Source organism: Methanoculleus sp. MH98A, assembly GCF_000691865.1.
Taxonomy (GTDB): domain Archaea; phylum Halobacteriota; class Methanomicrobia; order Methanomicrobiales; family Methanoculleaceae; genus Methanoculleus.
The window spans coordinates 1-14,794 of the sequence record NZ_JMIO01000048.1; the positions used below are offsets into that span (position 1 = coordinate 1).

Below are 14,794 nucleotides of genomic sequence, written 5' to 3' on the forward strand. Positions count from 1 at the left end.
CCTCCCCCCCTAATGTGATACCCCCACGATCCAGTGCATCGGAATTGTTGGCAACTCCTATGTTCTGGCAGTTGTAATCAGAACGAGCGCCACAGTGGACTCCGATAGTCAGCCCGTGGTGCCCACACATCTCCCCACCCCGCACTCGATCACCCCTATAAGGAAAAAACAGAAGCAAAATTTACCACCAAAGTATAACAATCCCCCCTATTTTCGACAATACTATATACTGATACCATGAAGACTACACATCCACATACGGATGGAGAGACCAATGAGATCGCTAACCGCAATTCTTCTGGCCGTGGCCCTGGTCGCGGCGTTCACGTTTGTAAGCGGGTGCACCGGCACCGAAACCGGCGACGTAACGCATCTCCGGATAGGCTACCAGCCGAGCACGCACCAGGTTTCCCACACCACCGCGATGGAGAAGGGATGGTGGCAGGAAGACCTCGAACCGCTCGGCATCACGCAGGTGACCGACTACGAGTTCGGCACCGGCGCGCCCGAGATGCAGGCGATGCTTGCCGGCGACCTTGACATCGCCTTCGTCGGCGCCGCCCCGTTTGTCGCGGCCGTGAGCAGCGGGCTTGACGCCAAGATCGTTGCCGCGGTGCAGACCCAGGGCTCCGACCTGGTGCTCAGGACCGAGATCCCCTACTCGACCCCAGCCGACCTCGCGGGCAAGAAGATCGCCACCTTCCCGCCGGGAACAATCCAGGACACCATCCTGCGGTCCTGGCTGCAGGAGAACGGCGTCGACCCCGCAAGCGTCGAGATCGTCGCCATGGACCCCGGCGCCGCCACCACCGCCATCTCCGCGGGCCAGGTCGACGGCGTCTTCCTGCCCCACCCGTCCCCGGCCATCATCGCGGCGGAGGGCACGGGAAGAACCGTGGTTAAATCGGGCGAGATGATGAAAGACCACGCATGCTGCGTCCTCGTTGCAAGCGGCTCCCTGATCCGCGATCACCCCGGGATCGTCGACCAGATCGTGAAGACGCACGTCAGGGCGACGGAGTACAACCTCGAGCACCCCGACGAAGCCGCAGCCATCTATGCGAGCAAGACCGGACAGAACGTCGAGACCGTGAAGGCATCCTTCCGGGACTGGGACGGCACCTGGACCGCCGACCCGCACGTCATCACGACGTCGGTCGTCGAGTACACGGAGCTCCAGTACGAACTCGGCTACATCAGCAACCCCCTCACGGAAGACGACCTCTTCGACTTCTCGTTCTACGACAGGGCCCGGGCATAACCCGGGAACTTCACCATTTTCACTCCCCAAAAGTATCTTTTATGGGCGTGCCGATGAAATAGTGGAGAATCATCCGGGATGAACCGGCTCTCATCCCGTTTCGGCAACAGTCAGGCAACGGAATAAAGACATGAACAGACAGACACAGAAACGACTACTCGGCATCGCAGCGCTCGTCGTCGCGGCTGCGATCTGGCAGATCGTCGCCGAATACGTGGTGGGGCGATCCTTCATCCTCCCGAGCGTCACCGACGTCGCCAGCGCATTCGTAACCCTCCTCGAGTCCGGCACCCTCGTTGCCGACATCGCAGTAAGTTTACAGCATTTCGGAATAGGACTCCTCGCAGCGCTCCTCCTCGGCGTCCCCGTAGGGATCCTGATGGGGTGGTTCCGGGTGGCGGATTTCCTGCTCGACCCGATCATCGAGATCCTCCGCCCCATACCGCCGCTCGCCTGGATCCCGTTCGCCATCATCTGGTTCGGGCTCACCACCCAGGCGGCCGGTTTCGTCATCTTCGTAGGGGCATTCTTCCCGATCCTGACCGCGACCTACGCCGCGTTCCGGTCCGTCCCGAAGGTCTTTGTCGAGGCGGGCAAGGTGCTCGGGTGCGACACCTCGCTTGAGCTGATCCGCTACGTCGCCCTTCCCGCCGCCGTCCCGGCGATAGCATCCGGCATCAGGATCGCCATGGGCGTCGGGTGGATGTGTCTCGTGGCCGCCGAGATGTTCGGCGTCTCCCGGTCGGGACTCGGCTACCAGCTCTGGCATAACTACTACCTCCACCAGATGCCCAACGTCGTCGTCTACATGCTGATCCTCGGATTTGCAGGTCTCATCATCGACCGCATCTTCCGAAACTACGTCGATGGACGGCTCCTGCGGTGGCATGCCGGGGAGGTGGCCTAGAATGAGCGGGGTTACGATACGGGATCTCGGCAAGGCCTTCCCGAAAGAAGACGGCACCTTCACGCAGGCACTCGAGGGCGTCAACCTGGAGATCGGCGATACGGAGTTCATCTGCCTGGTCGGGCCGTCGGGATGCGGGAAGACGACGCTTCTCCGGATCATCGCCGGGCTCGAGACCGCAACCACCGGGATCGTGACCGTCGACGGCCGCGCGGTCACCGGCCCGGACCCCAAGCGGGGGATGGTCTTTCAGGAGTACTCACTCTTCCCCTGGCGGCGGGTGATCGACAACGTCGCCTTCGGCCTCGAGATGAAAGGCGCCGCAAAGGAGGAACGGCGGCGGGCGGCGGATCGCTACATCGAGATGGTCGGCCTCTCCCAGTTCCGGGACGCCTACCCCTACGAACTCTCCGGCGGGATGCGGCAGCGCGTGGCGATTGCGAGAGCGCTCGCAAACGACCCCGATGTTCTCCTCATGGACGAACCGTTCGGGGCGCTGGACGCCCAGACCCGGAACAGGATGCAGAAAGAACTTCTCTCCCTCTGGGAGCAGACGAAGAAGACAATCGTCTTCGTCACCCACAGCGTCGACGAAGCGGTCTATCTCGCCGACAGGATCGTCGTCCTCTCACCGCGGCCGGGATCCGTCCAGGAGATCATCGAGATTCCCTGGCCGCACCCGCGGGACCGCACCAGTGCAGAGTTCGCGGAAGTCCGGCGACGGGTGCTCCGGATGATCGACGAGACCGAAAACGCCCAGTAAGGTTTATTAGAAGACATCTCCATTTTATAAAGCACTCAAAGATCGGCAGGAGTTTTAAACGATGGTACGAAAACCAGCGAAGATGTACAGGAATCTCGCAAAGAAAGCATATACACGCAGGGAATACATGGGCGGCGTGCCGGGCAGCAAGATCGTGCTGTTCGATATGGGCAACCTCACCGAGGATTACCCGGTCGAACTCTCCATCGTCGTCGACGAGGCCTGCCAGATACGCCACACGGCTCTCGAGGCCGCCCGTAGCGGCATCAATCGGCGGCTCCAGAAGGAGGTCGGGAGAGGGAACTACCACCTGAAGATCCGGCCGTTCCCGCACCACGTTCTCCGTGAGAACAAGCAGGCAACCGGCGCAGGAGCGGACCGTGTCTCGGAGGGCATGCGTCTCGCCTTCGGGAAGGCCGTCGGCACCGCGGCGCGGGTGGAGAAGGGCCAGAAGATCTTCTCCGTCTGGACGAACCCGCAGTACGCCGAGAAGGCCAAGGCCTCGCTCAAGCGCGGCACATACAAACTTCCGTCTCCCGCAAGAATCATCGAAGAGCGGGCGCCGACAGCATAAACCCGCACCACTTCCCATCTTTTTTCCGGGGAACTCCCCGCAGGCGGCGTATCCGCTAGCAGGGGGAATATAGGTATTTATAGTCTCTTCCCACCAGTATAAATGATGGTTAATCCGGCAGATCCGACGCTTTCGAGCGCACTGGCAGACGCCACAGAGAGAGCACTTCGAGAGGCCGAGATCCGGCTGCCCCCCGATGTGCTCGCGGCGCTCCGGAGAGCGGCGGCGGCCGAGAGGGACGAGATCGCACGCCGGGAACTCGGCAATATCCTCGAGAATATCGCACTCGCAGAAGAGCGGCAGGTGCCGATCTGCCAGGATACCGGCGTGCCGGTGGTCTACCTCACCCTCCCGCCCGATGTCCCGTTTTCACCCGCCCTCTTTGAAGGAGTGCGGGAAGGGGTGCAGAGAGCGACCGCCGCGATCCCCCTCCGCCCGAACGTCGTCGACCCCCTTACCCGTGAGAACACCAACGACAACACCGGTATGGGGATGCCTGCGGTACACGTGACGCCCGGTGACCGATTCGAGGTGACGGTTCTCCCGAAGGGCGCGGGTTCGGAGAACGTCTCGAGGATAGGGATGCTCCTTCCCTCGCAGGCAGGGGAGATACCCCGGTTCGTCGCCGAGACGATGCTTCTTGCGGGAGGGAAGCCCTGTCCGCCCGTGATCCTCGGCGTCGGGATCGGCGGAACGTTCGATATGGCGGCCGCGCTTGCAAAGGAAGCGCTCCTCCTCCCGGTGGATACCATGGACGACTTTGAAGCGGAACTCTGCGACGCGGTCAACGCTCTCGGGATCGGGCCGATGGGGCTTGGGGGCGACACGACGGCGCTCAGCGTGAAGGTGAAGCGCGCCGGCTGCCACACCGCGTCCCTCCCGGTGGCGGTGAACGTCCAGTGCTGGGCCTGCCGCCGGGCGACCGTGGAGGTGAAGCGGTGAACCTCACGACACCGCTCGGCGACGAGGTGCTCGACCTCCGGGCGGGCGATACGGTCACGCTCTCGGGGACGATCTATACCGCCCGGGACGAGGCACACCTGCGGATGATGGAGGCGGGTATCCCCTTCGATCCCGCGGGCGCCGCGGTCTACCACTGCGGTCCGGTGGTGCAGGACGGCCGGCTCGTCGTCGCCGGCCCCACGACGTCCGCCCGGATGACCAGGCTCACGGGATTTCTCATCGACGCGGGCGTCCGTGCCCTCGTCGGCAAAGGCGGCATGGGACAGGAAGTGGTCGAGCACCTCCGGGGTCGCGGAGTCTACCTCGCGCTCACCGGAGGGTGCGCCGCGCTCGCCGCCGCCCGCATGACCCTCAAAGGCGTTTATTTCGAAGACCTCGGCATGGCCGAGGCGGTCTGGGTTATCGAGGTCGATCACCTGCCGCTGACGGTCGGGATCGACGCCCACGGCGGCGATCTCTTCCGCGCCGTACGCGAGAAAGCGAAAACACAATTTCACCAGCGATTCAATACTAAGCAGGATACCGTCTCATGAAACTCGTCATCGATGAAAGCCGCTGCAAAGGATGCAACCTCTGCGTGCTGGTCTGCCCCTACGGTATATTTCGGGAGGGAACGGAGCTCAACAGCCGGGGGATCGTCACCCCCATCCTCGACCGCCCCGAACGGTGTACGAACTGCAGGCTGCAGGCCCTCTACGGCAGGATGCTCTGCGGGGTCTGCCACATGATCTGCCCTGACCAGGCCATCTCCTGGGTCGAGGAGAAGCCGTTCGAGCCTCACCGGGTGGAGGTGGAGTTTTGAGCCGAACCGAGTTCATGCAGGGGAACGCCGCCTGTGCCGAAGGCGCGCTCGCCGCCGGCTGCCGGTTCTTCGGCGGCTACCCCATCACGCCGTCGACCGAGATAGCCGAGGCCATGGCCAGGAAACTCCCGAAGGCCGGCGGGGTCTTCATCTCCATGGAGGACGAACTCGCGAGCATCGCCGCGGTCATCGGCGCCGCCTGGACGGGGGCGAGAGCCATGACCGCGACGAGCGGGCCCGGGTTCTCGCTGATGATGGAGAACATCGGCTACGCGGTCATGACCGAGACGCCGTGCGTCGTCGTCAACATCCAGCGCGGCGGCCCGAGCACCGGGCAGCGACGCGGGCGGCGCAGGGGGACATGCTCCAGTGCCGGTTCGGGTCGCACGGCGACTACAGCACCATTGCGCTCACCCCGAACTCCGTCCAGGAGATGTTCGACCTGACCGCAAAAGCGTTCGATCTCGCCGACCGGTACCGGGTCCCCGCATTCGTGATGTCCGACGAGATCGTCGGCCACATGCGCGAGCGGGTGACCATCCCCGACGCGGTCGAGGCCGGACGCCCCCGCCCGCTTGCGGAGGGCGCTCTCCCGTTTGAGGAGGGGACGACGGCGTTCCCGGGTTCGCGCCCTTCGGGTCGGGGAGGGCCGTCCACGTGACCGGCCTCACCCACGACGAGCGGGGCTACCCGGACACGACCGACCCCGAAGCGCATGACCGGCTCGTGCGGCGTCTGGTCGCCAAGGTCGAGTCGGCACGCCGCGATATCGCCGACTACGAGGTCGTAAACCCCGACGCCGAGACGGTCTTCGTCACCTACGGCCCACCGTCGCGGACGGTGGAGCAGGTGATGCGCGACCGTCCCGACGACTCGATCGGGCATCTGCGCCTCCGGGTCGTCTGGCCGTTCCCGGAGTTCGCCCTCAAGGTCTTCCCGAACGCGAAGGTCTTCCTGATGCCGGAACTGAACATGGGCCAGATGGTGCGGGAGGTGCAGCGCCACGTCGACCAGCCGGTCATCTCCATCCCAAAGATCGGCGGCGAACTGCATACCCCCACCGAACTCGTGCAGGCGCTGGAGGCGTACCGATGATCGCGCCCGACTGGTTCCGGGACGACCGCCTGCCGCACATCTACTGCACGGGGTGCGGGAACGGGACGGTCATCAACTGCACCCTCGCGGCGGTCGAGGAGATGGGCTGGAAACGCAACGAGACGGTCTTCATCTCCGGGATCGGGTGCTCCTCCCGGGCTCCCGGCTACATCCTCACCGACTCGCTCCACACCACCCACGGGCGGGCGCTCGCGTTCGCCACCGGCGTGAAGATGGCGCGGCCGGACCTGCACGTCGTCGTCTTCACAGGAGACGGCGATCTCGCCGCCATCGGCGGGAACCACTTCATCCACGCCTGCCGCCGGAACGTGGACATGACCGTGGTCTGCATGAACAACCACATCTACGGCATGACCGGCGGGCAGGGGAGCCCGACGACGCCGCTCGGGGCGATCTCGACGACGACGCCCTACGGGATGAGCGAACCGGCCTTCGACCTCGCGGAACTCGCCGTCGCCGCAGGCGCGAACTACGTCGCGCGCTGGACGTCCTACCACGTCAAGGAACTCACGAAGGCCGTCGCCGCCGGGCTGCAGACGCCGGGGCTCGCGTTCATCGAGGTACGGACCCAGTGCCCGACCAACTACGGCCGCCACAACAAGCTCCGGCGGGTTTCGGACATGATCGAACACCTCCGGAGCCACGCGATGCTTGTTCAGAAGCACAACCGGCTGGTCGCGGAAGGAAAACCAATCCCCGAAGGGGCCTTCACCGTCGGGGAACTGGTCCGGCGGAACCGGCCGGCGATGGGGGTGCGCCCATGAGACACGAGATCAGGTTCTCGGGATACGGCGGACAGGGGGTCCTCCTCTCCGCGGTCATCCTCGGGCGGGCGGCGGCGCTCTACGACGACAAATACGCCGTCCAGACCCAGGTCTACGGCCCGGAGGCGCGGGGCGGCGCCTCGATGGGGCAGGTGGTGATCGACGATGAGCCGATCCTCTACCCCGAGGTGACCGAACCGGACATCTATGTCATCATGTCCCAGCAGGGGTTCGAGAAGTACGGGATTTCAGCGCGGGAAGACGCGGTCATGCTCGTCGACTCCGACCTGGTCCGGTCGCGCCCGGACTGCCGCTACTACGAGATCCCGGCGACATCGGAGGCGAAAGGCACTCTCGGACGGGAGATTGTTGCAAACATCGTGATGATCGGCGCCCTCGTGACCGCAACCGGGGTCGTGAGCAGGGAGGCGATCGAGCGTGCGGTGCTCGACAGCGTCCCGAAAGGCACCGAGGAACTGAATTTGAAAGCGTTAAAGAGGGGATTCGAACTCGGAGAACGAGCGTGAACCTATGAAACTACTGGAATACGAGGCAAAACGGGTCTTTGCAGAGTACGGGATACCGGTCCCGAAAGGGTCGTGATACGGGCACCGGAGGAGGTCACACCACACCTGCCGGACCTCGGCGACGGCGTGGTGCTGAAGGCGCAGGTGGACGTCGGCGGGCGCGGGAAGGCCGGCGGCGTCCTTTTTGCTGACGCAAAGACGGCGGCCGAGACCGCCCGGGAGCTCTTCTCCCGGGAGATCAAGGGCGTCCCGGTCAAGGAGATCCTCGCAGAGGAGCGGCTCCCCATCGAGCACGAGTACTACGTCAGCATCACCGTCGACCGGTCGAGCAGGCAGCCGGTGGTGCTCTTCGCCGACGCCGGCGGGGTGGAGATCGAGAAGATGGCAGAAGAGGACGAGTCCGCCGTACGGAGAGTCATCGTATCCCCTCTCCTCCGGGACATCCCGCCGTTTTTGATGCGGGAACTCCTCGGCGGCGCGCCGAAGGAACTCGCGCCGGTCATAAACAGCCTCTACCACGTATTCCAGGGCAAGGATGCCATGCTCGCGGAGATCAATCCCCTGGTGACGACGGCGCGGGGGGTCTACGCGGCGGACGCGAAACTGATCGTCGACGACAACGCCCTCGCCCGCCAGGGGATAACCGTCAACCGCGACCTCTCGGAACGCGAGCGCGAGGCCGAGAAGCACGGCTTCTCCTACGTGGAGCTGGACGGGAGCATCGGGGTCATCGGCAACGGCGCCGGGCTCACGATGTCGACGCTCGATCTCATCGAGTTTTACAACGGGCGGGCGGCGAACTTCCTCGACGTCGGGGGCGGCGCCGACCAGGAGCGCGTGATGCACGCCGTCAGGCTCGTCGCGAGCATGCCCGGGGTGAACGTAATCGTCGTCAACCTCCTCGGGGGCATCACCCGGTGCGACGAGGTGGCGAAGGGGATCATCGCCGCCGGCGTCGCGCCGACGGTCATCGTCCGGATGGCCGGGACGAACGAGGAGGAAGGCCGGCGTCTGCTCGCCGAATGCGGCTACCGGATGCTCGAGAGCATGGATGCCGCCGTGAAAGCGGCGATGGAGGTCTCACCATGATCTACGGCGATAAGAATCTCGGCGTGATCGTCCAGAACATCACCGGCAGGCAGGGCACGTTCCACACGGAACTGATGAACGCCTACGCCCGCGAGGTCGGGGGACGGGGCGTCGTCGCCGGGGTCGCGCCAGGGAAGGCCGGCCGGGAGGTTCACGGTGTACCCGTCTACAACACCGTCAGGGAAGCGCTCGCCGAGCACGACGCGACCGCAAGCGTCGTCTTCGTCCCGGCAGGCGCCGCTGGCGACGCGGTCATGGAAGCGGCGCACGCGGGGATCGAGCTTGCGGTCGTCATCACCGAGCACATCCCGGTTCACGACGCTATGTCGGCCATCGCCTACGCGAAACTCCACGACTGCACGGTCATCGGCCCGAACTGCCCGGGGCTCCTCTCGCCCGGCGAGTGCAAACTCGGGATCATGCCGGCCCACCTCGCCCGCCGCGGCAACGTCGGCGTCGTCTCCCGGAGCGGCACCCTCACCTACGAGGTGGTCGACGAGCTCACCCGCGCCGGCATCGGCCAGAGCACGGTGGTCGGGATCGGCGGTGACCCGGTGATCGGCCAGACGTTCGTCGACGTCCTCGCCCGGTTCGACGAGGATCCCCACACGAAGGCGGTCGTCGTCATCGGCGAGGTGGGCGGCAACCTGGAGGAGGAGGGCGTCCGGTCGACCGATCTTCCGGTCGTCACCTACATCGCCGGCGTGAGCGCCCCGCCCGAGAAGAGGATGGGCCACGCGGGCGCGATCATCGAGGGCGGCGAGGGCGACGCCCGGTCCAAGGTCAGTCGGCTCCGCGCCCTCGAGATCCCCGTCGCGTCCCGTCCTTCGGAGATACCGAAACTGATCCGCGAGGTGTTATGAACGGCGACCTGATGCTTGCAACCGCCTGCGAAGTGGCGGAGAAGATCGGGGCGCGGGCGGTCGTTTCCTTCGTCGAACCGGCCCCGATTCTCGCAAAAGTGCCTGATATCCCGATCATCCGGGTGCAGGAACTCCAGCTCGACGTCTTGAAAGACCTCACCATGCACGATATCCTGGAGGTGAGCGAGCGGCATATGCTCGACGCCGCAGTCCACCTCTACCTCCGGCGCAACCTGGAGACCGGGCTCGTCGTCGGCGTCTTCCCTTATGCCGTCATCCTCTACGACATCGAGGAGGGGAAGAACTTCATCAACCTCAAAGACTTCTCCGACATCGTCCCCCGCGAGGTGCTTCATTCGGCCCTCACGCTGGCCCTCGAGATCGCGGTCGAGGGGAGGGAAGGGAGAGCCATCGGCACCGCGTTCATCATCGGCGACCCGGAGGAGATCTTCCGGCACTCCCACCAGGCGATCCTCAACCCCTACCAGGGGCAGCCCGGAACACTCCGGGACATCAAGAACCGGGACAACTGGGAGAGCATCAAAGAGTTCGCCCAGCTCGACGGCGTCTTCGTCATTGATAAAACCGGCGAGGTGCGGGCGGCGGGCCGATACCTGGACGTCACCGGGCGGGGCATCTCTCTTCCCGGAGGCCTCGGCGGGAGGCACCGCGCGACCGCGTCCATCACGCACGAGATCCCGGTCATCGGCATCACGGTCTCCGAGAGCGGGGGGATGGTGCGCATCTTCAGGGATGGAAACTGCAAGATCAGCATCCGTTCCGACATCCGCCTCCGTAATGACGGTTAGAAATGGTTATATGAGTTGCAATCATTTCTCTTATCACACTTTAGAACTACGGTGGATTTGATGAGCAGGAATATCAGCGTAGAAGGGCTTGACCAGATCCCGATCGAGAAGCAACGGATAGAACTGGTGGAGCGCAAGTGCCTCGGGCACCCGGACAGTCTCGCGGACGGCATCGCGGAGTCGATCAGCAGGGCGCTCAGCAGGTCGTACCTGGAAGAGTGCGGCAGCGTCCTGCACCACAACACCGACCAGGGCGAGGTCGTTGCGGGAGAGTCGATCCCGAAATTCGGCGGCGGCACGATCACGAGGCCGATCTACTTCCTCATATCGGGACGGGCCACGAAGACATTCAACGGCATAAACATCCCTGCGGACGCGATCGCCGTCGAGGCCGCACGGGACTACATCAAGGAGATCCTCCCCGCCATCAACATGGACCGCGACATCATCGTCGACTGCCGGATGGGGAAGGGGTCAACCGACCTGCAGGACGTCTTCCGGTCCTGCAAAGGAATGGTCCCGCGGGCGAACGACACCTCGTTCGGCGTCGGACACGCGCCGTTCAGCGAGGCGGAGAGCATTGTGCGGGGCGTTTCCGCGTTCATCGACGGTACGCTCCGCCCGAAGTATCCCATCATCGGCCAGGACTGCAAGATCATGTGCCTGCGTGACGGCGACGCCATCACCCTGACCATCGCGATGGCGTTCGTGGACTGCTACTGCTCGAGCATCGCCGAATACATCGAGCAGAAGAACTTCCTGACCGAGCAGATTGCGGCGGTCGCAAAACAGTTCACCACAAGATCGGTCAACGTCGCCATCAACACCGCCGACGACCTCGAGGGCGGCAGCGTCTTCCTGACGGTCTCGGGCACCTCCGCCGAGATGGGCGACGACGGCTCGGTTGGCCGCGGCAACCGCGCGAACGGGCTGATCACCCCAAACCGCCCGATGAGCATGGAGGCGACGAGCGGCAAGAACCCGATCAACCACATCGGCAAGATCTACAACCTCCTCGCGACCCAGGTCGCGCAGGACTGCGTCGCGAAGGTCGACGGCATCGAGGAGATGTACATCCGTATGCTCTCCCAGATCGGCTACCCGATCGACCAGCCGCACGTCGCAAGCGCCCAGATCCTCACGAAACCGGGTGTCGACATCAACTCCGTCAAGCCCGACGTCGAGGGCATCATCGACGAGTGGCTGGAGAAGACCCCCACCATCACCGAGAAGGTTATCAGGGGAGAACTCTCTACCTTCTAACCTTCCCGACTTTTCGGAGTTGTTCTAACCCATGAGTAAACCGTCACCCCGGCACCCAGTGCCCGGACCCGGGCTCGTCCGTCTCGCCATCCCGAACAAAGGGAGAATCTCCGGGCCCATCAACGAACTGATCGAGAAAAGCGGCCTCCACCTGGCCGAAGGCGGCAGCGAGCGCAGACTCATCACCCGGACCCGCGATCCGAACGTGGAGATCCTCTTCGCCCGCCCGATCGACATACCGGAGTACGTGGCGAGCGGCGTCGCCGATCTCGGGATTACCGGGAAGGATATGGTCATGGAGCGGGGTTCCGCGGTCGAACAGGTTCTCGACCTGCAGACGGGGAAGGCCACGCTCGTCGTCGCCGTGCCGGAGGAGTCGGACGTCGAGACCGTCGCCGACCTTGCAGGCGCAAAGGTGGCGACCGAGTTCCCGGCGATCACCCGCGCGTTCTTCGCCGGGCACGGGGTTGCCGTGACGGTGGTGACCGTCGGCGGGGCATGCGAGGCGACGCCGCACCTCGGGATCGCCGACGCCATCGTCGACCTCTCCTCCTCGGGGACGACCATCCGAACGAACCACCTCCGCGTCGTCGACGAGGTGCTTGCTTCCACGACTATCCTGGTGGCGAACCCCGCCTCGCTTACGGCCAAGCGTGAGAAGATCGACGAGCTTGTCCTCGCCCTCGAGAGCGTCATCCGGGCGAAGGGACAGTGCTACCTGATGATGAACGTCCACAAAAGCGCTCTTGCGGACGTGAGAGAGGTGCTGCCCGGCCTCTCCGGCCCGACGGTGATGGACGTGGCTTCCGACGAGAACCTGGTCGCCGTTCACGCCGTCGTGAAAGAAGAGCGGGTCTATCAGTTAATCAACCAGTTAAAACGGGCCGGCGCAAAAGACATATTAGTCATGCCCATCGAACGGATCATACGCTGAGAGCATGGAGATCTATCCTGCAGTTGATATCCTGGACGGGCGATGCGTGCAGCTCGTGCAGGGGCGGCCGGAGGCGGCGACGGTCTACGGCGACCCGGCCGCCTGGGCGCACCGGTGGCTTGATGAGGGAGCGGACGGCCTCCACGTCGTCAACCTGGACGGAGCGTTCGGCCGCGCGCGCAAAAACGCCGACCTGATCCGGGCCTTCACCCGCGAGACGGAGACGTTCGTCGAACTCGGCGGCGGTATCAGGAGCGCGAAGGATGCCGCGGGGTGGCTCGACGCCGGCGTCGACCGGGTGATCGTCTCGACCCAGGCCGTCCGGGAGCCGGAGATGATCCGAACGCTTGCCGAAGAGTTCGGCGGCGAGCGGGTGATGGCGGGCATCGACGCCCGGGCCGGCGAGGTGATGATCGAGGGCTGGGAGCGCCCGGCGGGCAGTTACCTCTCCTGGGCGGAGCGATTCGAGAGCCTCGGCGCGGGATCGCTCCTCTACACGAACGTGGACGTGGAGGGGCTCCAGCAGGGGATCGCCATCGAACCCGTGACGGAACTCCTCTCGAGAGTGAAGGTTCCGGTCGTCGTCTCGGGCGGGATATCGAGTCCCGGGGACGTCGCGGCGCTCCGGAAAGCCGGAGCGGCAGGGGCGGTCCTCGGGTCCGCCCTCTACGCCGGGAAAGTGCGGCTCCCGGAGGCCATGGAGGCTGCGCATGCGAATGAGTGAGATCCACCGCACGACACGGGAGACCGATATCAGGCTCTCCCTCGACCTCGACGGAACCGGGACCGGAACCATCGAGACCGGGGTACCGTTCTTCGACCACATGCTCGCGTCGTTTGCCCGGCACGGGCGGATCGATCTTACCGTCCGCGCGACCGGCGATCTTGCCGTGGACGCCCACCACACCATCGAGGATATCGGAATCGTCCTCGGGACGGCTCTTGCCGAGTCGGTCGGCGACGGGAGAGGGATCACCCGGTTCGCCGACGCCGCCGTCCCCATGGACGAGGCGCTCGCCCGGGTGGCGCTCGATCTGGGCGGCAGGGGCTACCTCGTCTTCGAGGGCGGCTTCTCGCCGGTGGGCCCGGGGGGCATCCCCGGCGATCTCATCGAGCACTTCTTCTACAGCCTCTGCAGCCATGCCGGGATCACCGCCCACATCACGGTCTCGGGCAGGAACGACCACCACATCTGCGAAGCGGCGTTCAAGGCGTTCGCCCGGGCGCTCCGTGCCGCCGTGGCAATCGATCCTGCGATAGGCGACGTGCCGAGCACCAAAGGCTCGCTGTGAGCCCGGGAGCAGGATAACTTTTTTTTGACCGGGGTCCCGTCCGGTTTCTCCGGGAGAAGCCTCACCCCAACAACGACGTATCGGCTCCTAAGACCTGCGTTCTGCGACGGATGCCCGATTCCACCTTACCGACGCATAACCGGGCTGAAATCGAAGATAGAAGCGTCTGACACCCATCACCTGCCCGGATACCCACCTGCAGGCCGGGCAGGCGACGCTCACGTTCGCTTCCGCTCGCGCTTCACGGTATCCCGGCAGTCGCCGCACGCGGCACTCACCCGCCGGACACGAACCCCGGAGCGAGGGCTACGATACCGTCGACGACAGGAACCACAAAGAACGTCCGGGTCTGGGAGAGATTTGAAATGGGGCCCAAACGGACCCCGGTAAAGAGAAGGAAAGAGAGGTCGATTTACGCGGATTTAACCGCGAGGTCGACGTCTTCCGCCTTGATCGTCTTGCGTCCCGCGTGCTGGGCAAGCCTGTTGGCTTCCTTGGTCAGCTCGGCGATGTACGCCTCAGCCTTGGTAACCAGTGCGGCAGCGGCGTCGCTGCCGACTCTCTCAGCACCATTCTTCTTTGCGATACGTACAACCGCAGCAATAGGTAGATCTGCCATAATCTCATTCCACCTCTAAAAAGAGGTGTATTAGTTAATATTTAAACGTTTCGGGATAATCTCGGAAATTTGCGTTTCTCTTTACCATTGAGGGTATGTCTGGACAGGGCACCTCGATAACCGGCAGGGAACGGTGCCGATTGAAAAAATCAAATTATGGCCCCCAATTCGGAATCAGGGGGAAAATCTCGGACTTTTAAATTGCACCAGAGATTTCGCAAGCATTACTGCATTGGTATAATCTGCAG

16 protein-coding genes and 2 pseudogenes are annotated in these 14,794 nt (G+C 64.2%); 17 read left to right on the forward strand and 1 reads right to left on the reverse strand.

Annotated features, from left to right (window positions below; translation table 11 throughout):
* Positions 1-274 precede the first annotated feature (274 nt).
* From EI28_RS07555 to hisB, 17 genes and pseudogenes are all read left to right on the forward strand, one after another.
* Entirely contained in the window at positions 275-1,261 is a 987-nt protein-coding gene (locus EI28_RS07555) for an ABC transporter substrate-binding protein (RefSeq protein ID WP_048113990.1), read from the forward strand.
* Between the two features lie 130 nt (positions 1,262-1,391).
* Positions 1,392-2,168 (forward strand): ABC transporter permease, encoded by a 777-nt coding sequence (locus EI28_RS07560; RefSeq protein ID WP_048113992.1) that lies wholly within the window; start codon positions 1,392-1,394, stop codon positions 2,166-2,168.
* A gap of 1 nt (position 2,169) precedes the next feature.
* Entirely contained in the window at positions 2,170-2,931 is a 762-nt protein-coding gene (locus EI28_RS07565; RefSeq protein WP_048113994.1) for an ABC transporter ATP-binding protein, read from the forward strand.
* A gap of 61 nt (positions 2,932-2,992) precedes the next feature.
* Positions 2,993-3,505: a 50S ribosomal protein L16 gene (locus EI28_RS07570; protein ID WP_048113996.1), complete on the forward strand. Its 513-nt coding sequence runs from the start codon at positions 2,993-2,995 to the stop codon at positions 3,503-3,505.
* 102 nt (positions 3,506-3,607) lie between these two features.
* On the forward strand, positions 3,608-4,447 hold the full coding sequence (locus EI28_RS07575) for a fumarate hydratase (RefSeq protein ID WP_048113998.1): 840 nt from the start codon (positions 3,608-3,610) through the stop codon (positions 4,445-4,447).
* The gene (locus EI28_RS07580) at positions 4,444-5,001 is read left to right on the forward strand and encodes a FumA C-terminus/TtdB family hydratase beta subunit (protein WP_048114014.1); all 558 of its coding nucleotides are present in this window, start codon (positions 4,444-4,446) and stop codon (positions 4,999-5,001) included. Before EI28_RS07575 ends, EI28_RS07580 begins: the two co-directional genes overlap by 4 nt.
* The gene (locus tag EI28_RS07585; protein WP_011843689.1) at positions 4,998-5,270 is read left to right on the forward strand and encodes a ferredoxin family protein; all 273 of its coding nucleotides are present in this window, start codon (positions 4,998-5,000) and stop codon (positions 5,268-5,270) included. Before EI28_RS07580 ends, EI28_RS07585 begins: the two co-directional genes overlap by 4 nt.
* A gap of 14 nt (positions 5,271-5,284) precedes the next feature.
* Positions 5,285-6,365, forward strand: a pseudogene (locus tag EI28_RS07590) (2-oxoacid:acceptor oxidoreductase subunit alpha).
* Positions 6,362-7,150, forward strand: coding sequence for a thiamine pyrophosphate-dependent enzyme (locus EI28_RS07595; protein WP_048114000.1), 789 nt, complete (start codon positions 6,362-6,364; stop codon positions 7,148-7,150). Before EI28_RS07590 ends, EI28_RS07595 begins: the two are co-directional and overlap by 4 nt.
* Positions 7,147-7,677 carry a 2-oxoacid:ferredoxin oxidoreductase subunit gamma gene (locus tag EI28_RS07600; RefSeq protein ID WP_048114002.1) on the forward strand — a complete coding sequence of 177 codons (531 nt, stop codon included), beginning with the start codon at positions 7,147-7,149 and terminating at the stop codon, positions 7,675-7,677. The genes EI28_RS07595 and EI28_RS07600 overlap by 4 nt, the downstream gene beginning before the upstream one ends.
* Before the next feature lie 4 nt (positions 7,678-7,681).
* Positions 7,682-8,766: pseudogene (locus tag EI28_RS07605) on the forward strand (succinate--CoA ligase subunit beta).
* The gene (gene sucD, locus EI28_RS07610) at positions 8,763-9,629 is read left to right on the forward strand and encodes a succinate--CoA ligase subunit alpha (RefSeq protein WP_048114004.1); all 867 of its coding nucleotides are present in this window, start codon (positions 8,763-8,765) and stop codon (positions 9,627-9,629) included. Before EI28_RS07605 ends, sucD begins: the two are co-directional and overlap by 4 nt.
* The gene (locus tag EI28_RS07615; RefSeq protein WP_048114006.1) at positions 9,626-10,438 is read left to right on the forward strand and encodes a diadenylate cyclase; all 813 of its coding nucleotides are present in this window, start codon (positions 9,626-9,628) and stop codon (positions 10,436-10,438) included. Before sucD ends, EI28_RS07615 begins: the two co-directional genes overlap by 4 nt.
* 60 nt (positions 10,439-10,498) lie before the next feature.
* Positions 10,499-11,701, forward strand: coding sequence for a methionine adenosyltransferase (locus EI28_RS07620; protein ID WP_048114008.1), 1,203 nt, complete (start codon positions 10,499-10,501; stop codon positions 11,699-11,701).
* 31 nt (positions 11,702-11,732) lie between these two features.
* Complete coding sequence (hisG, locus tag EI28_RS07625; protein ID WP_048114010.1) at positions 11,733-12,635, forward strand: ATP phosphoribosyltransferase; 903 nt, start codon at positions 11,733-11,735, stop codon at positions 12,633-12,635.
* 4 nt (positions 12,636-12,639) lie between these two features.
* A complete protein-coding gene (gene hisA, locus EI28_RS07630) occupies positions 12,640-13,359 on the forward strand; it encodes a 1-(5-phosphoribosyl)-5-[(5-phosphoribosylamino)methylideneamino]imidazole-4-carboxamide isomerase (RefSeq protein WP_048114012.1) in 720 nt (239 codons plus the stop codon).
* On the forward strand, positions 13,346-13,927 hold the full coding sequence (gene hisB, locus EI28_RS07635) for an imidazoleglycerol-phosphate dehydratase HisB (RefSeq protein WP_048114016.1): 582 nt from the start codon (positions 13,346-13,348) through the stop codon (positions 13,925-13,927). Before hisA ends, hisB begins: the two co-directional genes overlap by 14 nt.
* A 412-nt stretch (positions 13,928-14,339) precedes the next feature.
* On the opposite strand, the gene EI28_RS07640 is transcribed toward hisB, so the two are convergent.
* Positions 14,340-14,546, reverse strand: coding sequence for a histone family protein (locus EI28_RS07640; RefSeq protein WP_011843678.1), 207 nt, complete (start codon positions 14,544-14,546; stop codon positions 14,340-14,342).
* Positions 14,547-14,794 lie beyond the last annotated feature (248 nt).